This window comes from Oleiphilus sp. HI0132, from assembly GCF_001635845.1.
Genome location: NZ_LWGJ01000908.1, coordinates 1 through 21,823 on the forward strand (window position 1 = coordinate 1; position 21,823 = coordinate 21,823).

Below are 21,823 nucleotides of genomic sequence, written 5' to 3' on the forward strand. Positions count from 1 at the left end.
GCTGGCCATGATTGTCGCTAGCGCGATAAGCTTCACAATAGATCTTCTCGTTTAGCTCATTGCTGTTGTGTTCAATAAATATGATTTCAGCAAGCCGCTGATCTAGCTGCTGAGTAAGTAAGTTTAGTTCTACCAGAAGACTCACTGTTTCAAGAATTTTTTTTGGTAAAAGCTTGATCATTTTAGGAAATATTCGCTCAAGATCCCGATCGCGGTCGCTGAAATCCTCGGTTGAATATAAATCCGTAAACAGGAAGGATAAGCCGTCTTGATAGTCGCTTGATTGATAAAAATCGCGATGACTGAACTTTAAGCGCTCACTTTGCCAGTGAGCGAGTTTTGCCAAGTGGTGGTCGATATTGTCGAGCTTTGATTGCTGTTGGAAGTCGTGATAATTGAGCATTGCCTCTCTTAGCCTTTTGGCCGCAGGGCTAGAAGCATGGGTGTGAAGAAGCTTGTCACGGCTCATAGTGATCGCGGATCCCTGATACTCAATAGAACAGGTTTGGAATTCTATAGAAAGACAGGCGCTGAATCGAGTGGAATTTTTGAATGCCTGGTGTTGAGAGCTGTTTTGGCGCTGAAGGCTGTTTTGGGCGCTGAAGGCTCAACGCCGGAGTCACTATCTGCTAAGAAGTGCTACACGCCTGCAGATAATTGTAGCTTCTTTTGCTGGTCGGGGTTGAGTTTCATTGTTGGACGAGCGGGCTTGTTGCTAAGAACGGTGGGCATGTCGTCAAGGCTCGGTGTCCATTTAGGGTCGTCCAGTGATACGAAATGGCTCATCGCATCAGTTTCAACAATTCTCACGGCATTCGGGCTATGCTTGGCACTGGCAAGCATTAAGTCACGGTCAAGAATTCTATCTAGTTTAGGGATTAGGAAGGTGCCATGCTTAACATGCTCATAAACTGAATAGTCAGCTTTATCCATCCAGGCAAACAGGTTCTCAATGTTGCGCACGATAGTCAGATGGTCTTTGGTTGCACTAAACATCTTATTGAGCAGTTGTTTCTTGCGCTCATTGGTCTTGCCAAAAAACATTTGTCCATAAGACGATGAAGGTGTGCTATTAATCATACGAACAACCCAGGGCCACATACCATGGCTGACAGGTTCCAGCATTGCTGAAACTAGTGGGTGAGTTTTACCACCAGGCAAGGCTGGCGCTTCGAGAATTAGCTCAACATTCTTATAGAGTTCTGGTCGAAAGCTTACCGCTTGGAGAATAACGGCGCCGCCACGAGAGTGACCGTGAATACGAATGTTTTCAGTTGTCGGTAAATTTTCGAGAGCCTGGTTAAGGACGCATGCATCGTATTCAATGGTCGCTTCAGGGTACTTAATAGGTATTTCCCACTCAGCTGGCTCTGGGATAGGGCCGCTAACAGGAACGTGGTAGTTACTGCAGGTCAATAATACCAATTCTGTAGAAGAATCATTATAGAGTTGCGTAAAGTAGCAATGATTTTCCAAAAAACCGTGAACGCCAATAACGGTATGTTTCGCTTGGCTGCTATGGTTTCGAATGCTAACCGCGCCTTTACCGACGGTGAAGACCTTGCCCGAAAACATTTCGGTATAGCTTTGTTCGATCGGCTTTATCAGTTTGCGCGCATGGATTGCTTGCATTTTACTCTCCCAACTCTCTAATAGTCATGCTGCGCTTAAAATTTGGCAGCTGGCTTTTCCGGCGTTTGCACACTTGGAAGGCCCTGTGACTATGGCTTTGCTTAGGTTTCACTTTGTATCTGAAACCGTGCAAATGTTAGATTATTTATCAATAAGTATACGCAGCTTGAGCAACAATGGAATATTAAATTGGTCAAACAATGAGCGCTATTTAGAACTTAAGTTTAAAAGCGTCTGTAACTCTATGAAATAATTATGGCAGATGGGCTTATTTTTCGGTGTTAAAAAATGTAACATTTGGTTTCAATTGAAACTTGAATGTCATATTGCTCAGATATAACACTACTTTCTTGGTGCCGTTTCGCCAAGATATCTGCTATCTTTGCAATCACTATCGTTCTGTCGTTCTCATTACATAAAAACAATATTTGGGGTCAGGCATGAGTAACAGCAAATTAAAACCTTTAACAGGTGCTGATACAGCTTGGTTGCGTATGGACTCTCCTACCAACCTGATGATTATAAATGCCATGCTCATTACCGAGAGTATGGCTTTTGATGATTTTAGAAATACCATCATTAATCGTTTCTTACGTTTTCCACGCTTTACTTCTTGCCCTGTATTCAAGACCGGGCAGTATTATTGGCAGGAAGATCCTTACTTCGATATTGATAACCATGTTAAACGTGTTGCGCTAACAGGTAATGCAGACAAAGAAGCTCTACAGAGCTATCTTGCGGATCAGGCGAGCATACCGCTGGATGCAAGCAAACCTTTGTGGCAGCTATTGTTTGTCGATAACTATGAGCAGGGTAATGCGATTATTCTGCGGGTTCATCATAGCTATGCAGACGGGCTAGCTTTGATTTCTGTTTTTCACTCGATTACCGATGATGCGCCGAATGTGAAACCGTTTTCACCTTCATGTGCGGATAACGACGAGGTAGCGGCCGAAGAAAGTGAGACACTTACTGATATTAATTACGAATGGCCCCGGTACCAGAAAGTAGTGGATACTGCGAAAGTTCGTGTAGATCGGTATGCCTCATTGGCTAGGAAAGTCTCTTCTGAAGGTATTCAGGTATTACGCGATAAAGAAGCACTTAGAGAGCTTGTTGGTGATGGAGTTAAAGCAGCGGCAGAACTAGCTCAGTTGGCGACGATGGCACCAGACCCTAAGCGTGTCTTGAAGGGTAAGTTAGGTGTTCGCAAAACCTGTGCCTGGTCTGAGCCGATAAGCTTTGATAAGTTTTACGGTATTTCCAAGGTGGTTGGCTGTAAGATTAATGACTTGTTGATTTCTTGTGTTGCGGGTGCCTTTCGCGAGGAGTTGCTGCTTGCAGGTGAAGAACTCGATGGCAAGCAGGTTCACGTGACCTTGCCTGTCAATATTCGCCCTGAAAGCAAAGTGGATATGGCTGGTAACCCTGACGACCTGGGTAACTGCTTCGGAACGGTTTTTGTGGCTTTGCCTGTTGGGATCGAGAATCCGCTGGAGAGAGTCTACAAGATTAAGCATGACATGATTTCTTTGAAACAGTCTCTTCAACCAGCTTTGTCCTACGGCATTCTTTATGCGGCAGGCATGCTGCCTAAAAATGTTCAGAAAACCCTATTGGAAAGTTTTGGTAACAAAACCTCCGCTGTCTTATCTAATGTGCCTGGTTCTAGAGAGACTCGCTACCTAGCTGGGGCTGAGATTAAAGAGCAGATGTTCTGGGTTCCCCAGACGGGTGATATCGGTTTAGGTTTGAGCATCATTAGCTATGCGGGGCAAATTCAGTTTGGTTTGGTTGGCGATGCAAAGCTGTTCCCTAACCCTGAGCGTATTGTGAAGCACTTTGTTGAACAGCTCGAGAAGCACCGTACTGACATCGTATCAAGTTATATTGAAGACCTTGTTCAGCCTGTGATGGCCTCGTAACTAGCAGTCCTTGAGTGTTTGTTAGGATCTAAAAAGTATCCAGTATATGAATCGTTCATTATTACTGGATACTTCTAGTGTAAATTCAGTATCATTACCTGCTTTAAGGCTGCGAGCGACGAAAGCTTGCTGTTCGAAACTCCTTTGAAAGTAAAGTTAGGTAGCTTATGTCCGATAGTCCGTCACTCAATGCTAATGACCAAGTTCCACTTAAGCATAAACTCAACTTGGAAACTGCTAGAGCTCCCTGGCGCGAGCTACAGACTTTCTTCGCCTCGGGCATGGTGCTATACGTTGCTCCGGGTCTTGATCTATTGTTGGTGGGCGAGCAGTTTGCGGCAGATAATGCTCCGATCTTCAAGGAATGGCTAGCCTCGGGGCAGGTTGCCCAGGTTTCAGATGATCAGGCCTTAGCCTGGTATGAGGCCGATGCCGAACTGTGGACTTTAGTGATTAAACCTTGGATTCTAGTCCAGGCGGTTTCTAAATAAACTTAGTTCTGAGAATGCTAGTAAATATGTCCATTTTTATTAGCATAGCTGTTTAGTACGGCTTTGGCTTCGTCTCGGCAGACTTCAGTTATTACTTCTATCTTTCTTTTTTCAAGACCCGCTTTCCAAGCATTGGGTTTATCTCCTTCGTCAAAGCCTATCGCTTCGGCATCTTTGCCTGTTGCCGCACAGACGACGCGATGAATACCTGACCAGGGGATTGCTCCCAGGCACATAGCGCAGGGTTCGGTACTGGTAAGCAGTTCTAACCGGTGCTCGGATTTTGCTAGTTCGTAACTACCCAGTTGTTGTTGAGCCAAGCTGATAGCAAGGATTTCTGCGTGTAATATTGATAGACCTTGGCTTGTGACCAGGTTGACACCTAAAGATATCAGTTTGCCAGACTCGGTCTCAAAAACGCCTGCGGCAAAGGGGCCGCCAGTATCTTTATTAATGTTTCTTTGTGATGCCGCGATGACGAACTTCATTCGCTCGCTCAGGCTTTCACTTATCTGGTAGCTAGCACGATATTCACTTAACCAGTTAGGAAGCTGGATTTCTAAAGAGTTTGCGTAGGGGTCAATCATCTTTTACACGGCTTTTAAGACTGAGTAACTGGCGGTTATGTGTTTTCGAGAGTGTGATAATAGCCAGAATCGCGCCTACCAGTGCAATTGCCATATCAGATTGAGTATCCCAATTATCGCCTTGAGTACCTAAAAATGCTTCTGCTGCCTGGTCTGATAAGAGTGCGACCCACCATTCGATAAGTTCATAAAATGCGCTGAAGGCCAAGCATATGCTAATAATATAGAAATTGAGCCAGCTGACGCCGTTAACGACCTGCTTTCGAATAAGGATTTCTCTGGCAAGAATGGCTGGGACAAAGCCTTGTGCGAAATGGCCAACTTTATCGTAATTGTTGCGGTCCAAGTCCCAGGCTTCTTTTATCATGTCGAACAAGGGGACTTCTGCGTAGGTGTAATGTCCACCAATCATTAAAATGATACAGTGAATCAGGATTAGGAAGTACAGCAGGGGCGTCAGTGGAAAGCTTCGCCTTGTCGTAACGATTAATACCAGGCCGATGATCGCCGGAGCGACTTCTAGCACCCAGGTATACAAGTCTATAGGTTCGTAGCCTGACCAGCCGAGCACGGCAAAATAGAGTGTAAGCCAAAGAACTTGAGTTGCATTTGCCGGCATAGCTGTCCACGTCCCTTAAGGTTGCTTTTTTCCTTGTACAGTATGGATGATCGTACCACCAAGCATCGCTGCGACAAACAAAAAAGTATCGCTGTGCAAGTAGCTTAAGGCGGCAATAGCCGGGCCAGGGCAGTAGCCATAAAGCCCCCAGCCGACGCCGAACAAAACAGAACCAATGATCAGCCGCTTATCCAGTTTTTGTTTGTTTGGAAGACAAAACTCGCTATTTATTATCGGCCGACGCTTGAAAATAAAATGGTAGGCGAGCATGGTCGTTCCCACGCCGCTAGCCATAACAAACATTAACGTCGGATCCCAGTTGCCGAATAGGTCGAGAAAGCCAAGGACTTTTTCTGGGTTAGTCATACCTGAAAAAGCGAGCCCCAGGCCGAATAACAGACCAAAGAAAAGATATATTAGAGCATTCATATGACATGCCTCACGATAGCTACCGTGATGATTCCGCTTGTCATAAAACAAAGTGTAGTGATGATCGAACGCAGGGAAAGGCGACTAATGCCGCAGATGCCATGGCCGCTGGTGCAGCCACTGCCCATTGACGTACCGTAGCCCACAAGTAGTCCGGAAAGGATAATAATAACCGGATGGTTTGGAATGGGTTGAGAATTAATTTGGCTGAGCTCGCTTAAGCACAATGCACCTAAAGCCATTCCTGCTAAGAAGGCAAAACTGTTTAAGGTATTACCTTGTGTGCGCTTAACAAGGCTCTGAATCATGCTGCTGACACCGGTGATACGACCGTAAAAAAGCATAATAAGGCTGGCCGAAAGACCTATCAGTAATCCACCAATTAATGCGGGTGTTATATTCTCCACGAGTACTCCGAGAAATGTTGTTTAAATTTCGGCGGCAGCATAACAGTTTTTTAGGTCAAAATTTAGGCTTGGGCAAAACCTTTTAGTGTCTGAAAAAAGCGATAAGGTTGATCGATAAGCGGTGTATGCCCGCTGTTTCGGAAAGTGAGAACATCGCAATTGGGGTGATGGTCGGCAATGCGGAGTTGGCCGGTACAGGGGTACATCGTTGATTTAAGCCCAACGACTAATGTCAGCGGGCTATTCAGCTTAGCGATAACGTCGAGCATGTCGTAGTCTTGTTCTATGTAGGCTTTCAGACAGGTGATGTAAACGGGCCAGTTATCGACAGGCATTATTTTGCGGGCCAAAAACTCATTTGAGCATACTCTCCTGGCAATCGCTTTGTGGGATGAGCGAGACAGCGCATCAGAGAAGAAGCTTGCTAAATTATCCCATAACTCTTTTCTTAGTGTTTTGGGGAGGGTGTCGTAGGCTGCCTGAGCCTCAATATAAGGGTCTAGCTTGCCTATTAGGTCTGTCGCTTCGGAGAGTCTTTCTTGGTTTTCTGCGCCAAAAAGCCCCCATTTCCACTCACTATCATTAAGGCATTTGGGACTTTGGTCGATATGTAGATAACGTTCAACCTGATTGTCGCTATATTTTTCCTGGTACTTAAGTGCAACAAAGGCGCCCATTGATATACCAGCTAATTTAAAACTCTCCAGCTCTAAGGAAGTGATTATTTGCTGTAGATCGTCTGCGTAATTGGACATGACGCAATCCCGGTCATGGTTGATGTGATGGGAAAGGCCAAAACCTCGCAAATCGGGAATGATAAAACGCTGCTTTCTTGCTAAGGGCAGGGCAAAAGGTAGCCAATGCAGAGACTGCATACCAAAGCCATGGAGTAGAATGATCGGAGCTGTGTTAGCGTTTTTGGGGCCAAGGTCGCGCACATAAATTCGCTGACCGTCAGCAGTATTGATATATGGCATAAATTCTTTTTCTTATTGCTATTGATGAGCTAAATTTATTAAGCACCTACTTATTACGGAAAGAATACTGAACATCATGTTGAATAGCTATGCTTGCCTCAAAATGCTGCACCGCCTTTTTCTATTGCTTTTGCTTGCAGGGCCACTTAGTGCGCTTGAATTAAAGGATCGTTTAGATGAGCCTTCGCGAACCTTCAACAATGTCGAGAAGTCGGCTTTTCTTGATGTCACGACTCTCGGTGATCGATTGCTAACAATCGGCGAACGCGGCGTCATTGCTTACTCTAATGACGGAGGTGAAAACTGGGTTCAGGCAAAGGTGCCTGTTTCAACGATGCTCACAGCGATGTACTTTGTTGATGATACCCATGGCTGGGCAGTGGGGCATAGTGCCGTGGTTCTTCATACGCAAGATGCTGGCGAAAACTGGACGCTTCAGTTTGATGGCAAGCGAGCTAATGAGCTGCTCCTTGACGGTGCTAAAGCAGACTATCAAGCTCTTCGGGAAGAGTACGATGCCGCCGATGAGGAAGCTCAGGACGATTTGTCCTACGATTTAGATGATGCCGAATTCGCCCTATCGAATGCTGAGTTTGATAGCCAGTTAGGGCCAGCGAACCCTCTTTTGGAAGTGTATTTTGAAAACAAAGATAAAGGCTATGTTGTCGGTGCCTACGGTTTATTTTTTGCAACCGAGGATGGTGGTAAGACCTGGTTTTCGATGGCAAACCGTTTAGAGAATTTTGACCGTTACCACCTAAACTCAATTGCTGTTTTATCCACTGGTGCCGTTTTGATAGTCGGTGAGGCCGGCACAATGTTCGCCTCATATGATCAGGGGGAGAGCTGGGAAACCTTATATAGCCCATATGAAGGCTCTTTTTTTGGCATTCAGGAAGTCCCTCAGGTCAAAGAAGTGTTGATTTATGGTTTGAAAGGCAATGTGTATAGCTCAGCCGATGAAGGTCAATCATGGGATAAGGTTGCTACGCCTGCAACGACTAACTTAACCGGCTCTACGATTGATGAAAATGGCGTGGTGATATTAAGTGGCTTTTCAGGTGTGATTGTACGCAGCACCGACCAGGGTAAGACTTTCTCTAAAGTTAAACAGTCGGGTCTAGAGGCTTATAACGCTGTTGCGACATTAAAGAACTCTGAATTGGTGCTGGTGAGTGATCATGGTGTCCACTTTCAGCCTTATTAAGATGCGAATCTGACACTTGAAAAGTAAGAAGAGTGAAAAACGATAATGAGTGAAATCGAACAACAAGAGTTACAGAGCGTTAGTCTTGCTGAGCCAATGGTCGAGCGGTGGATATTTAGCCGAAGGCTGGTTGTCTTGTGCTTATTCCTCTCTGTATCTTTGTTTTTGGCTTATATGGGGACGAAGGTAAGGCCTGATGCCAGCCTGGAAAGAATGATCCCCTTAGAGCACCCTTATGTTATCAACTTCCTTGAGAACAGAGAGGACCTTGAGAACCTGGCGAACTTTATTCGAATCTCGGTCGAGGCCAAGCAAGGTGATATTTTTGATAAGGATTATCTGGATGTACTAGAGAAAATTAGTGATGAAGTGTTCTATTTACCAGGGGTGGATCGTACAGGGTTAAAGTCTCTGTGGACGCCTAATGTTCGCTGGGTTGAAGTGACAGAAGAGGGTTTTCAGGGAGGGACAGTTATCCCTCATGACTATGATGGAAGTGACGCCAGCCTGGAACAAATGAGACAGAACATCTTGCGCTCGGGTGAAATCGGTCGCCTGGTAGCGAATAATTTTAAGTCTTCGATTGTCTATGTCCCCTTGTTGGAGAAAAACCCAGAGACGGGGGAGCCGTTAAATTACCTCGACTTTTCTAGGGTGTTGGAAGAAAACGTTAGGCAGCGCTACGCGGGAGAAGGATCTAAGGTCAACATTCAGATTGTTGGCTTTGCCAAAAAAATTGGCGACTTGATTGAAGGTTTCTCTGCGATCGTTGTCTTTTTCGCTGTTGCTGTATTGATTACTGCGGCTTTGCTATTTCACTATTCCCGATGTCTTACCAGCACCCTGGCAGCTGTTGGCTGCTCCATTGTTGCGGTGGTATGGCAAATGGGGATTATGCACTTACTAGGCTATGGTCTTGATCCTTATTCGGTGCTGATTCCTTTTATTATATTCGCGACTGCTATTAGCCACTCGGTCCAGTTTATCAATGGCTTGACCCACGAAATGGGCGCAGGGTTTGAGTCACTCGAGGCAACGCTTCGTACTTTTCGTCACCATTATGTGCCAGCGATGCTTGCCTTGATTAGTGATGCAATTGGTTTCATGACCCTGATTGTGGTTGAGGTGGATGTGATAAAAGACTTGGCCGTTGGTGCCAGTGTTGGTATTGCCAGTATTATCATCACCAATATGGTATTGCTGCCTATTATTATGTCTTACTTTGGTGTGACTAAGCGTGGTATCGCGCATGTGCGTAAGGTAGAAAAGCACCCCAGCCCGATATGGGCAAGAATAGCGAAGATGGCATCTCATAAATATGCTTTGCAGTTTATTATTCTTGCGCAATTTGCTGTGGCAATGGGTCTTTATGTCTCCCAGGGGTTGAAGATTGGAGAGCTAGATGCGGGTGCTCCCGAGTTACGCCCTGACTCTCGTTATAACCTGGATAATGCATTTATTACCAGTAACTACTCGACCAGTGCTGATGTCATGGTGCTGATGGTTAAGACGCCACAAGAGCAATGTGTATCTTATGAAGTGATGGATTTAATGGAGCGTTTGCAGTGGGAGCTAAATCATACTGAGGGTGTTCAATTAAGTGTTTCGATAGTGAATATTTCAAAGGCGGTCACCAAAGCATTTAATGAAGGGAGTTATAAGTGGTTTGAATTATCGAGAAACCAGAAAATTATCGACACTTCTTTGCAGCACGTGCCTTCGGGCTTTATTAATCGCGATTGCAGCTTAGCCCCTATTTTCATTTTTCTTAATGACCATAAAGCGGAAACCTTGCAGCGAACGGTTGATGTGGTAGAGGCTTACACGGAGACCTTTGAGTCAGATGAGGTGCAAATATTGTTGGCGGCTGGAAATGCAGGTATTGAAGTCGCGACTAACCAGGTGATAGCTGAATCACAGACTTTTATGATGGTTATTGTTTATGTGATTGTCGGAATGATGGTTTTGCTCGCCTACCGCTCTATGCGAGCCGTTGTTTGCATTGTTATGCCTTTGATGATGACTTCCATTCTATGTACGGCCTTGATGGCCTTTTTAGGCATTGGTGTGAAGGTTTCAACCTTACCAATTATTGCTTTGGGTGTGGGCTTAGGTGTCGATTACGGTATCTATATCTACTCTCGTCTAGAGGAGTACCTAACGCAAGGCATGACTTTACAGAGAGCTTATTTCCATACGCTCCACTCAACGGGTAAAGCCGTTGCTTTTACAGGGCTGACCCTGGCTATCGGTACTACAACCTGGATCTTTTCGCCGATCAAATTTCAAGCGGATATGGGGATACTGTTAACCTTCATGTTTCTTTGGAATATGCTTGGCTCAATTACCCTATTACCCATGCTCGCCTATTACTTTGTCAAAGATGGTGAGGAGGATGAGCTTGTTGTGTATCGAGATGACCTGGCCTGAGATAACTCAGAGTCGAGACCGGGTCGACAACTTTGAACTCGTGACCGCAAATGTCAAAAACAGGCAAGTGCTGTCATGGAGAGGCGCCGGCTAATAATGCTAATGTGCCTTTTTTACATCAAGTCTAGCGTGGGCTGATGTTGTGTAAAAAGATTATACAAAACAATCATTACATAAAATAAAAAGGACTCATTATGAAGAAAATAATCGCATTATTACTTATTTCTGCGGGACTCACAGGCTGTGGCGGTGTTGGTAGTCTAGTCAGCAATGACCGTGTAACAGACGCTGACAACGATCAAGTTGTAACCATTGGGGATTCGATTTTCGCTTTATCCGGTAAGATTCAGGATATTCTTGAAGACTATGCTGGAGAAACGTTCCGTCAATATACTATCTCGGGTGCAGAAGTAACGGGCGGTATCTATGCAACTGATATTGCAACGCAATTCGAGATTGCCAAGAACGATAATCCGAATATCCAGACGATCGTTATGGATGCTGCAGGTAACGATATTCTTATCCCTATCATTACTATGTTTGACTGGTACAACTGTAAGACAGAGTGGTATCAGTGGTGGGGTTTAAGCTCTTCTTGTAAAAACCTGATTGACGACTTGTATGTTGATGTCGTTAATTTGTTGAATAATATCGATGCAAATGGTGTTGAAAACGTTATCTTCCTTGGCTACTACTACCCTAAAAATGCACTACTTTGGTTGGATGATGTGGAAGAAGCGGTTGATTATGGCGATATGCGTTTAGCCCAGGCATGTGCGAACTCTACAGCAAATTGTACCTTTATCGACCCTCGCTCAGTAATCAATGACCGCGATATTATTATTGATGGTATCCATCCTGCGACCAGTGGCTCGCAAAAGCTCGCTGACCTTATTTGGCCAGTATTGCAGCCAATGTTATAAAAGAGGATAGGGCCTGCGACCTGATATCGTAGCAGGCTATCTATTGGATATCTTAATTAGGCAACCCACTTGTGAAGCAAGTGGGTTGTTTTCATTTTAAGGAATGATAATCAATGAAGAAATCGATTATTGGGCTGGTAGTGGTAGCTGGTAGTGTTACTGTCTATCAGTTGAGCGTTAACTCGATGGATATAGCAAATACCTCTCTGGAGCCAGAGAGTATCTTAGGAAATTATAGCCTGGAGGTGCCGGTTCAAGCTGTTAACGAAACTGAGTTAGGCGCTTCGGAATACGATGACTTTGATCTTCAGATATTAGCTCAGCTAAGAGCAGACTATAAAGAACATATTGCCGAGTTGAAGGTTCAAGCGAGTCTTTTAACAGTAAAACGTTATATATTGGAAAAGTATCCGGAAAGTGGGGAGGAGCGTTTTACTCGCCTTGTGCTTGCAGCGTTCCCTGAATTTGCCGAGTCTATTTTTCGTGTCATTGAAGGTTTAGAGCGCTACCAAAACTGGGTTTCAGAAGAGTATTTATACCTGGAAGAATTATCTCCTTTAGCAAAAAACGGTATGCTCTGGGAAAAGCGTAGAGAAATTTTTGGCAGTGATGCCGAACTAATTTGGCAAGATGAGAAAGATAACCTTAACCAAAGCAAACTTAGAATGCAGGAAGTTTTTCATCAGCTAGATCAATCAAATGAGACGAGCCTGGATGAAAAGCTATTTCAACTTCGTAGTGCAATTGATGAAAATTTAGCTGGAAGTGTCCAGGACGCAGCCCTTAGTGAAGGGGTAATCTCTCGAGCCTTTTTTAACCTTAGCTCTGTTCAAAAGGGTTTGTCTGAAATGCCTGCTGAAGAGCGACAGATAGAGATAGATAATATTCGGCGCCAGTTAGGTTATTCAGAAGAGCAAATTGAAACACTTGCTGCAAAGGACCAAGAACGTGAGGCGAGATGGCAAACTGGTTACGCCTATATGGCTGAGCGAGCTGAATTGGTGGCGAGCCTTGATGCAGAACAGCTTGATGAGTCTCTTGCCGAGCTTAGGCAAAAATACTTTGAGCATGAAGCTGTTACGATTCAAAGGGAAGAGGAAATGGACTTCTGGCGTTTTAACAGGCCTAGGAAGTTTGGTAATAACTAAGAGTCGCGTATGCCAACACTTCTAGCTAAGGAGAGGAGATACGCTATTCACCTCTGTGGCTGAATAGCGTTAACAAGTGCTTTAAGGGATGTCGATAGAAATCGTTTCAGAGAATTGGCTTTGAATCTCATTGCTATCGACTGTTGCAATACGCAGGTACATTGTTCCTGATTGCACATCGCTGATTATGTAGTTGTAGGTCTCACTACCTGTGCTGTTAATACGAATGCTTTGGTTTAGCTCGGTGTTGTTATAAGCATATTCGATAACATATGCTGAAATTTCACTACTTTCCAGTGCGCTGCCGTCTTCACGTGTGCTTGGCGCAGACCAGCTTAGCTCGAGTGAAGAAGGTAGAGAGTTAACCGAGACCAAGGCTTCTTGTGAGTAAGCTTCACTGCTGGCATTACTGACGACTACAGAATATAAGCCGGTATCTTCGATACCCGCATTGCTGATGCTCAAGTCCTGCGAATTAGCGCCAACTAACTCTTCGCCATTGAATAGCCACTGATATGAGAATGGGCCGTCTCCGCTAGTGCGAACTGTTAAGTCTACACTTTCACCCGCGTTGATCTCTTGTGAATAGGGCTGCTGGGTTATGCTTACCGGTACACTTATAGATAATACGCTTAGGTTTGCACTGAAAGATGTAGCGGAGCCTTGCGTGTTACTAACTGTCACATCATAGCTCCCTGCATCACTTAACTCGACTGAGTTTAGGCTTAAGGTATTGCTATATGCGCCGCTAATATCCGTGCCATTGTGTCGCCATTGGTAAGTCAGAAAGCCTCCACCGCCAGCGTTGACGCTAAATGAAGCGGAGCTTCCTTCGGATACTGTTAATGAAACGGGGTGCGAGTTAATGCTGGGTGCTGCAAGTTGTTCATTGACGGTAACGCTGACAAAGTTTGAATAAACCTGGGAAACATTGTTGCTAATCGATACTCGGTAACTTCCCGTGTCACTTATTGAACTTGGGCTAATCGTTAAAGTGCTATGTGTTGCGCCAGGAATTAAGGAGCCGTTCTTTTGCCATTGATAGCTGATTGGATCTCCGCCAGTCGCTAAGACGCTGAGAGAGATTGTTTCCCCTTCAGTGACGATGCTAGCGCTAGGTTGCTGGGATATGCTGACGGGTAACACGTTTTCTTCCACTGAGACAAGGGCTTCTAGCGAGTGGATAGTTTCCTCACTGTTGGAAATGGTGACACTATATAAACCAGAATCGCTAAGTTGAGCGCTCGTTTTATTGTAGGAGCTTGCTGTCGCGCCCGGGATATTCTCGCCATCCTTCTGCCACTGATAGCTTAAGCTTCCCGCTCCGGATGCGAGAACAAACAAAGAAAAGCTTTGTGATTCACTGGTATGTATGGACTGCGGTTGAGTTTGAATTTGAAGCTCAGCGCTGTCGAGATCTTCTGCAATATTTTGAGCATCATTGGTGATACTGCTCAGTGCGCTAGCATAACTATTTCCGTTGTCAGAGTAGGTGTCCAGGTATGCAGAAAGCTGCTCTGCTAGGTCGCTTGCTGTGTAGAACACGTTCGCTAAGGGAATATGATCAAGCAATTGGTTCGTGCCTATCCACTCTGTATCAAGCGCGTGCTCATAAAGAGAAGCGCTTAGAATTGCTTGCTTTAGAGATTCGTCACTTGCATCCGAGAGCTTTGTTAGGTCAAGTGTTGGGGTAGTTAAGGGGTCGCTCTCTAAGTCAAAACTTTCCATGACCCACTGAGTGGCTGTTACTATGTTTTGCGCATTTAAGCCCTGAGGCAGAGACTGCGCAGTTTTAACAATAAGGTGACTTAAAGGTGAAAGAAACGTTGTGGAGTGGGTTTGCTTGCTTGTTAGACCTAAGAGTTGAAAATAAGCTGGGAGTCTGACTGCTTCACCAAACGAAAGTGTTTGGCCAGATATTTTTTCAATACAGCCTTCTACCAGGTCGCAAAGCATGCGAGTATCAGTATCTACGCTTAGTGAGAGTAGAACGAGCGTGCCATCTTCAAGTTCGTTTAAGTCTAGTGAAAAATAGCCGGATGAGTCGCTGCGTGTTTGTGTGATCAGGCTATTATCTTCGGCTCGGTATGCGCTGATTATGCCGTTGCTGATGACGCCTTTAACAGCACGTCCATCAACATTGTTATCTTGCCGGTCGCTATCAAAAAATTCGCAGCCACTTAAGAACAAACACATTAGCAGTGTACATAGTTTGGAGAGTGCTATTTGACTTGTATCTTTTGCTTTCATAGTTGTACATTCGAAATATTCATTATGGACAGGCATAATTCAACAACTCGCCCCTTCCTATAAAATGACGCAAGAAAGGGCTAAAAACCGCAAATGTATAGTGGTATGCGCGATTTCAACAGTTGGAATAAACGTAAAGAATCTAAAACGGGCTTCTGCGTAATGTGCAGTTATTAATAGAGTAACGCTGCTAATCTCTATATCTTATAGGTATGTATGAGCCAAGATCCTGAAATCCTTATCCGATAGTTAAAATTCTAACTAAAGAATTGTAACTTTGTGTGAAAGTGATATTAACATTACGTAATAGCTTTGTCTTGTCTGTACCAGTAAAAGTAAGACTTAGGGGATTTTATTTACTCGCTTAGAGAGTGCGCGTCGGAGAATTTCTTGCTGGTCTTCGTCTTTACAGCTATATAGCTGCTTGAAATCACTCAATATAGGACCGAAGAAGTCCTTGAAGTGCTGCGAATCCTGATAAACTTTGTATGCTTTCTGTTGAATTGCATCGCTGGACAGTTTCTCGGTATTTGAAATGTTATATAACTGCTCTATTTCCTCTTTGAGAGAGGCGATCAAGGGCAGGTTGGGATTATTTTCTGGGTCCTCAGGTTGCAAATGCTCCCATAAGCTTAGCAATGTCTCCTTTGCTTGGTGGGTGTTGGATAGGTCGGCTTGGGCAGCAATATCCAGACACTCAACAGACTCTTTGAACATGGTTTCGGTTTCTGCCAGTTTAGCGCTGATCTTGTCATTAAAATCATCTGTTTGAACTGAAAGCGTGCGCACTTCATCTGCAACAACGCTAAACCCTCTTCCTGCATCGCCTGCTCGAGCGGCTTCAATCGCGGCATTGAGCGCAAGGAGGTTGGTTTGTGAGTTGATCTTGTTTATATCTTCTAGATGCTCAACTACTTCATGAAAACGTGCATCAATATCGTCAAAGTTCTGGTTTAAAGTAACAGAAGCCGCCTGAATGTTTTCAAATTGCTGAATCAGCTGGGCTAAGGCCTGATTCGAAACTTCTCCAAAGTTGTTGAGGCTTTCTAGTGTGCTGGGCTCAAGGTTTTCATCTAAAGATTTTGATAATGATTTAGCATAGCTGTCTGCCCGTTCGATTGTCTCTGCAGTTTGTGTCGTATCGTCAGAAAGCGAGTGTGTAAGTTTTTCAGTATCCTCTGCAAGCTGGGCGATAAGCGCAATTTTTTCATCCATCATATGGTGGATTTTATCGAATAACTCAATTTGCGCCTGCTTTTCTCTTGCCGCCCGTTTTGCTCGCGGTGTTTGGTCATAGGGCACTAAAGATCGCTCAATGCGTTGCCAAATCATAAAGCCAACGATCATTGTCATGAACACTAAGGGAACGATGACGTAGCTTGGTAGCGGCGGTGCGATGACTAGCCAGCCAGTTGCGAGAACCTGCAGGAAAAGCAGACAAGCGTATTCATATTTCATTGAGTGACCTTTATCACCAGTGTAAGAACCGAGCGCTAAAATGTTTCGAGTGCGAACGACAAGACGAGCCTATTTAGCGAGCAAGTCTGGCCTCAGTGTCACTAGAAGCAATCGTTTTAGCTTGTTTGAATAAGTCTAGTATGCTTACGTATTTCTACAATGTTTGTAGAAAAAATAACGACCGCAATCAGCGGCGTCTTGGCTTATATCGGCCAAGACGGTGAGATCTGGAGTTATTTTGTTTTTAGCTTCCAGTTAACTGTTTGCCCGGCATAAAAAGGAACAATTGGATTGCCATTAGGGAGAATGATTTGCTCCGGGATGGTCCATTCTTCTTTTTGAAGTGTGATAGTACTGGTATTGCGTGGTAGTTGGTAAAAATCTGGGCCGTGATGGCTGGCAAAGCCTTCGAACTTGTCGATCGCTCCAAGGTCCTCAAATACTTGCGCATAAAGCTCTATAGCGCTCCAGGCACTGTAGCAGCCAGCACAGCCGCAAGATGACTCTTTTTTCGCCTTTTCGTGAGGTGCTGAGTCGGTTCCAAGGAAGAATTTGCTTGAGCCACTCTTTACAGCTTCTCTAAGCGCTGTTTGGTGGGTGTTGCGTTTAAGTACAGGTAGGCAGAAGTTATGGGGCCGAATACCGCCTACGAGCAGGTCATTACGATTAAGGAGCAGGTGTTGGGGAGTGATCGTTGCGGCCAGTTTGTCTGAGCCTGCTTGTACAAACTGAGCAGCTTCAGAGGTTGTGATATGCTCAAAAACAACTCTTAGCTCGGTAAATTTTTCGGTGATAGGGGCTAGGTGTTGTTCAATAAAAAACTTTTCCCGATCAAAGATATCAACCTCATGAGAGGTCACTTCACCGTGAATCAGTAATAACATGTCGCAAGCTTGCATTGCCTCAAAAACCGGGTAAAGCTCGTTCAAGGCTGAAACTGCAGCATCGGAATTGGTTGTTGCTCCTGCTGGGTAAAGCTTGGCTGCAATAATGCCCGCTTGCTTGGCGCGAGTAATGTCTTCGGGCTTTGTATCGTTTGTCAGATATAGGGTCATTAAGGGAGTGAAATCGACTCCTTCAGGTATAGCGTTTTCAATTCTGGCTTTATAAGCAAGTGCCATTTCTGTGTTAACAACAGGCGGGACAAGGTTAGGCATCACTATCGCTCGCTTAAAGCACCGAGCGGTTGCCGGGACAGTTTCTGCGAGCATGTCTCCATCTCGAAAGTGAAGGTGCCAGTCATCGGGGGCTTGAATAGTGATTTCTTGCATGGGATATCCTGAATCAAAAATTTAAGCTTATATTATGCCTGAAAATATAGGCTTCAGGAAATTCAGGGTGGGAGGACAAGGTATGGATGACTAACTTGTCTGGAGGGATCTCAGGCGCTTACTTTGCCAACTCTATTTTGCCAAGCAGGCCTGCATGGTCTGAGAGGTAAGCCCGCTGGTATTAGGCATATCTCCGTTTGACTGCTTGGCACGTAAAATTCTCAAACGCTCAATTGTGCGACCTTTCGGGTTAATTGAAATGTGACCGGCGCATTTTTTTATCCGTATTTCCCATCTACACGGGGGCTTGTCCATACGGGAATAAAGGCTAGGCAGAATAATGAAAATGCTATGATCCACAGACCACCGGAAATATTGACCCAAAGCAAGTGACTACCCGGAGCAATGGCTGGTAGAAAAAACCTAATGATGGCAGCCAGAGAAAGAATAAGCAGGGCGGGCCCTAAAGTCTTTGGTAGATGCTTAAGGTTTCGCCCTGTATGGCCCGTTGATACGCGTGCCATCATGCCCATGGTCATAACGCCAATAGCGCCGACAGCAAAAGCATGTATGGACAAATAAGGCGACAGTGAAAGTCTGGTTTCAAATACAAAAATTAAAAAGCCGATGGTAATTGAACCCAGGGTTACGAAGAAACTCCATAGCAAAGGGGATTTCCATATACCTGATGTATACCAGCCGATCATACGTATGGTCGTGATAATGACCATGAGTGCCGCAGCAGTCTGCGCGAGGGTGATATAGTTGGTAAAGAGGGTTGCGATAAAAAACACTAAAAAGACCAGCATACTTGAGATATCGAGAATTCTAGAGTTAAACAAGGTCACTTCGTAGCCTACCCCTCGTTCAATAAAAAGAGGAATAATCCGACGCCCGATGGTCAGGATCAGACCGACAACGATATAGAGGCCTGCGTAGAGGGATGTATGTGCACCTGAATCACTAAAACCAAGTGCTTGAGCATAGAAAAAGGCATTCCCGACTGCAATCAGCACTAGCTTCGAAAGAATCGCCATTTGACGCCATTGTTTGACTTGGATGATCGGCTTGGCAATAGCGTAGCCGAGACAAACGATAAAGATGAGGTCGAAGAATGCAGCGAGTGATAGTACGTTAATCAGCCACATTAGGCGTGCCAGGGCCCACAAAGAAAAGAGGATCATGAGCGGTTTGCCGTGAGGAGTCTGTAGGCCGGTCCAGTTTTTTACTGCGGTTAACAAAAAGCCGGCGATTACTGCCACGGCGTAGCCATAGATCATTTCATGAGCGTGCCATTGAAAAGGGCTGATGCTATTTGAATTAAAAGACCAGGCTTGGTTTAGAAAGAGTAACCATACGGCGATGCTGACTAAAGAAAGGAGGCTAGCACCGGCGAAAAATGCACGAAAGCCAAGGTTGAATAATGCTGGGTGTTGAGAGCTGAGCTCGTGTTTAGGTTGCATTGACGATTCCTATGCCAGCTAGTGAGGATTGTATCACTATGACTATGGTTATTTTGTGTAGGTAGCGGGTTTCATACCGTGCTTAGCTGAAGGCATGTACTAGCCCGCTAGCGAGCTATGGAAAGCTCTGCCTACTAAGTAATCAATCTTTAAGGCTAGAGGGGGGGCAAGGAAGAATCAATACCTAAAAAGTAGCAAATGATCTATTAAGGTACAAGACTCAGAGCCTTTTTATAGTGCGCGGCCAAAGGCCGAGCCTGCCTTAGGATGCTATCAGCACTTTTGCAGGAGGCCCGCCCTTGAGGAGCGGGCTCTGCTTACAGGAAGATTTGTCCTTGATTAGATATTTCTAACAATTAAGCCTTTTTCAAGCGCTTCGTGAGTAAGCTTAAGCTTGGAAAGCTCCGGAACCTCGAGTTCAACTTTATAACCCGAGCCAAGAGCTGACTCAATTTCTCGGCCGTTCTTGCTGTTGAATAGCTGTGCTGCGGTGAAGGAAATATTACCTACCGGTGTTAGCAGCGTGAGCTGATCTCCAGTAGAAAGCTTGTTTTTCGCCTCAAGTTTGATGCGATTTGTGCCAAGGTCACCTTCCAGAACGTCTGCGACGAATAGTTGCTGAGTTGAGGTTGAATTGCCTGTCTCATAGTTTTGGTATTCATCAGGTACATGGCGGCGGTAAAAACCCTCTGTGAAACCTCTATTAGCCATGCCTTCGAGGTCGTCCATCAAGGCCATGTTGAACTCATGGCCGGCGGCGGCATCATTGATCGCTTGTCGGTATACTTGAGCAGTTCTTGCAGCGTAATAGTACGATTTGGTACGGCCTTCAATCTTCAGGGACTCAACACCTATATCCATCAGGCGCTGAACATGCTGAACAGCTCGTAGGTCTTTGGAGTTCATGATGTAGGTGCCGTGCTCATCTTCATAAGCAGGCATGTACTCACCAGGTCTGCCTTTTTCCTGTAGTAGGTATAAAGGGGAAACTTTTTCTAGGACGTCAGAACTTTCCGAAAGTGAAAGTGTTTGAACATTAGGGTCGTAGGTTTCAACTGCTTGGCTTGGAACAATTTCTCCGCCATCAGTCTGTTCTGCTTCGTGAGTCTGGTACTTCCAGCGACAGGAATTTGTGCAAGCGCCCTGGTTTGAGTCTCTATGGGTCATATAACCGGACAATAAACAACGGCCAGAGTAGGCAATACACAAAGCACCGTGAACGAAAACTTCAATTTCCATTTCAGGAACGCGTTGTTTAATTTCCGCAATTTCATCCAAGGATAGTTCCCGCGAAAGAATGACGCGTGTCAGGCCCTGTTGTTGCCAGAATTTCACTGTTGCCCAATTTACCGCGTTTGCTTGAACTGAAAGGTGAACAGGCACATCAGGCCATTTTTCTCGCACCATCATGATAATGCCGGGGTCAGACATAATCAGCGCATCTGGCTTCATAGCAATGACTTGCTCCATGTCGCGAAGGTAACTTTTTACCTTGTCATTGTGCGGGCTAATGTTCGATGCGATATAGAACTGTTTGCCAAGCTTGTGTGCGCGAGCAACGCCCTTAGCAAGGTTTTCAATATGGTTAAATTCGTTTTCTCTGACGCGCAAACTGTACCGTGGTTGGCCAGCATAAACTGCATCTGCGCCATAGGCGAAGGCGTACTCCATATTCTGGAGCGAGCCTGCGGGAGATAATAATTCAGGTTTTTTCATGTGTTCCGATTCGAAATTAAGGCTATTCTTTCTGCGAAATGGCGGATCCTACCTGTAATTGCTCGAACCAGTCCAGGAATTTCCCAACATTTTCACCTTTGAATATTCGGCCGTGCTGGGGAAGAAGCATGTCGATCTCTAATTTTCTGACGCGGTTGATCCAGTCATTTTTGGCTGCATTGGAAGGCATCCAGCGTTGATGGAACATTTTCATTTTCGGGATATGTGCATCAAAATCATCGACGAACATTGGGCTGTCGATAGGCTCAAGAGCCGCACCAACATCGCCAGTGAACAGGATCTTCGCGACAGGGTCATATACATGGTAGTTGCCCGAAGAGTGAAGGTAGTGTGCGGGAATCAGTTGTAAAGACAGGCCCGCCAGATCCAATGTTCGGCCTTCATCCTGTATCGCCTCGTAAGAAATATTGTTCATGCCGAAATGTCGTATGAAGCCTTCCCAAAGCCAAGGGCCATGAAGTTTCGCATCTGGGATAACCTGATCCCAAAGACCCAAAGACGAAATGATGTCTGGGTCCTGGTGAGAAGCAAACAAGTGAGTGATTTGCTCTAAAGGAATGTATTTGACGACAGAGCTTAACATAGGAGCAAAAAGCTCAACACCGCCAGGATCGAGTAAAACAGCTTGTTGATTATTCACGATCATAAACTGATTCGAATCAATAATTTTTTCAGGCTTGTCAGGGTCTCTTCCGAAATAGATCCATTGATGCTTTTCTTGATATATTGCTTGAGATTTCATGTGCGTGCCTAGATTAGTTTATTGTTAGTAGATAAAAACTTTAACGCTTTATCGATATGGTAAAGGATGCGCTTGATCATCTCTTCAACGTTATGCGCCATATCGAGTAAAACAGGGCTATGTTCGC

Annotated in this window: 18 protein-coding genes and 1 pseudogene; 6 read left to right on the forward strand and 13 right to left on the reverse strand. The window is 45.0% G+C overall.

Going from position 1 to position 21,823, the window contains the following annotated elements; translation table 11 throughout:
* Together A3766_RS10215 and A3766_RS10220 are read right to left on the reverse strand one after the other, a co-directional pair.
* Positions 1–469, reverse strand: a pseudogene (locus A3766_RS10215) (hypothetical protein); the annotation flags it as partial.
* 170 nt (positions 470–639) lie between these two features.
* Positions 640–1,632, reverse strand: coding sequence for an alpha/beta hydrolase (locus A3766_RS10220; RefSeq protein WP_068516739.1), 993 nt, complete (start codon positions 1,630–1,632; stop codon positions 640–642).
* A gap of 440 nt (positions 1,633–2,072) precedes the next feature.
* Between A3766_RS10220 and A3766_RS10225 the strand changes: the two genes are divergently transcribed.
* Together A3766_RS10225 and A3766_RS10230 are read left to right on the forward strand one after the other, a co-directional pair.
* Positions 2,073–3,557 carry a wax ester/triacylglycerol synthase family O-acyltransferase gene (locus tag A3766_RS10225; protein WP_068514503.1) on the forward strand — a complete coding sequence of 495 codons (1,485 nt, stop codon included), beginning with the start codon at positions 2,073–2,075 and terminating at the stop codon, positions 3,555–3,557.
* Positions 3,558–3,724: 167 nt separating this feature from the next.
* Positions 3,725–4,048 (forward strand): DUF2288 domain-containing protein, encoded by a 324-nt coding sequence (locus tag A3766_RS10230; RefSeq protein WP_068516741.1) that lies wholly within the window; start codon positions 3,725–3,727, stop codon positions 4,046–4,048.
* Positions 4,049–4,065: 17 nt separating this feature from the next.
* Here the strand turns inward: A3766_RS10230 and A3766_RS10235 are convergent, their stop codons facing one another.
* The 5 genes from A3766_RS10235 to A3766_RS10255 form a co-directional block, all read right to left on the reverse strand.
* The gene (locus A3766_RS10235; RefSeq protein ID WP_068509914.1) at positions 4,066–4,635 is read right to left on the reverse strand and encodes a nucleoside deaminase; all 570 of its coding nucleotides are present in this window, start codon (positions 4,633–4,635) and stop codon (positions 4,066–4,068) included.
* Positions 4,628–5,254, reverse strand: coding sequence for a DUF2238 domain-containing protein (locus A3766_RS10240; RefSeq protein WP_068516744.1), 627 nt, complete (start codon positions 5,252–5,254; stop codon positions 4,628–4,630). The genes A3766_RS10235 and A3766_RS10240 overlap by 8 nt, the downstream gene beginning before the upstream one ends.
* 15 nt (positions 5,255–5,269) lie before the next feature.
* Entirely contained in the window at positions 5,270–5,683 is a 414-nt protein-coding gene (locus tag A3766_RS10245) for a DUF6691 family protein (RefSeq protein WP_068516746.1), read from the reverse strand.
* Positions 5,680–6,090: a YeeE/YedE family protein gene (locus A3766_RS10250; protein WP_068553464.1), complete on the reverse strand. Its 411-nt coding sequence runs from the start codon at positions 6,088–6,090 to the stop codon at positions 5,680–5,682. Before A3766_RS10250 ends, A3766_RS10245 begins: the two co-directional genes overlap by 4 nt.
* A 62-nt stretch (positions 6,091–6,152) precedes the next feature.
* Positions 6,153–7,067 (reverse strand): alpha/beta fold hydrolase, encoded by a 915-nt coding sequence (locus tag A3766_RS10255; protein ID WP_068509332.1) that lies wholly within the window; start codon positions 7,065–7,067, stop codon positions 6,153–6,155.
* Between the two features lie 76 nt (positions 7,068–7,143).
* Between A3766_RS10255 and A3766_RS10260 the strand changes: the two genes are divergently transcribed.
* From A3766_RS10260 to A3766_RS10275, 4 genes are all read left to right on the forward strand, one after another.
* Positions 7,144–8,274: a YCF48-related protein gene (locus A3766_RS10260; RefSeq protein WP_082865196.1), complete on the forward strand. Its 1,131-nt coding sequence runs from the start codon at positions 7,144–7,146 to the stop codon at positions 8,272–8,274.
* A gap of 45 nt (positions 8,275–8,319) precedes the next feature.
* Entirely contained in the window at positions 8,320–10,704 is a 2,385-nt protein-coding gene (locus A3766_RS10265; protein ID WP_068516754.1) for an RND family transporter, read from the forward strand.
* Between the two features lie 194 nt (positions 10,705–10,898).
* Complete coding sequence (locus tag A3766_RS10270) at positions 10,899–11,627, forward strand: SGNH/GDSL hydrolase family protein (protein WP_068516756.1); 729 nt, start codon at positions 10,899–10,901, stop codon at positions 11,625–11,627.
* A 113-nt stretch (positions 11,628–11,740) separates the two neighbouring features.
* Positions 11,741–12,775, forward strand: coding sequence for a hypothetical protein (locus A3766_RS10275; RefSeq protein ID WP_068516759.1), 1,035 nt, complete (start codon positions 11,741–11,743; stop codon positions 12,773–12,775).
* 81 nt (positions 12,776–12,856) lie between these two features.
* Here A3766_RS10275 and A3766_RS10280 read toward each other — a convergent pair whose 3' ends face one another.
* The 6 genes from A3766_RS10280 to A3766_RS10305 all read right to left on the reverse strand — a co-directional run bounded on the left by A3766_RS10280 (position 12,857) and on the right by A3766_RS10305 (position 21,696).
* Positions 12,857–15,025 (reverse strand): immunoglobulin domain-containing protein, encoded by a 2,169-nt coding sequence (locus A3766_RS10280; protein ID WP_197470008.1) that lies wholly within the window; start codon positions 15,023–15,025, stop codon positions 12,857–12,859.
* 342 nt (positions 15,026–15,367) lie between these two features.
* Complete coding sequence (locus A3766_RS10285; protein WP_068516764.1) at positions 15,368–16,483, reverse strand: methyl-accepting chemotaxis protein; 1,116 nt, start codon at positions 16,481–16,483, stop codon at positions 15,368–15,370.
* A 233-nt stretch (positions 16,484–16,716) separates the two neighbouring features.
* Positions 16,717–17,754: a dihydroorotase gene (gene pyrC, locus A3766_RS10290; protein ID WP_068516767.1), complete on the reverse strand. Its 1,038-nt coding sequence runs from the start codon at positions 17,752–17,754 to the stop codon at positions 16,717–16,719.
* Positions 17,755–18,032: 278 nt separating this feature from the next.
* On the reverse strand, positions 18,033–19,217 hold the full coding sequence (locus A3766_RS10295; protein WP_068516770.1) for an NnrS family protein: 1,185 nt from the start codon (positions 19,215–19,217) through the stop codon (positions 18,033–18,035).
* A gap of 339 nt (positions 19,218–19,556) precedes the next feature.
* Positions 19,557–20,933 carry a tRNA 5-hydroxyuridine modification protein YegQ gene (yegQ, locus tag A3766_RS10300; protein ID WP_068516773.1) on the reverse strand — a complete coding sequence of 459 codons (1,377 nt, stop codon included), beginning with the start codon at positions 20,931–20,933 and terminating at the stop codon, positions 19,557–19,559.
* 22 nt (positions 20,934–20,955) lie between these two features.
* Positions 20,956–21,696, reverse strand: a complete 741-nt coding sequence (locus A3766_RS10305) for an MBL fold metallo-hydrolase (RefSeq protein ID WP_068516776.1) — start codon at positions 21,694–21,696, stop codon at positions 20,956–20,958.
* Between the last annotated feature and the right edge of the window lie 127 nt (positions 21,697–21,823).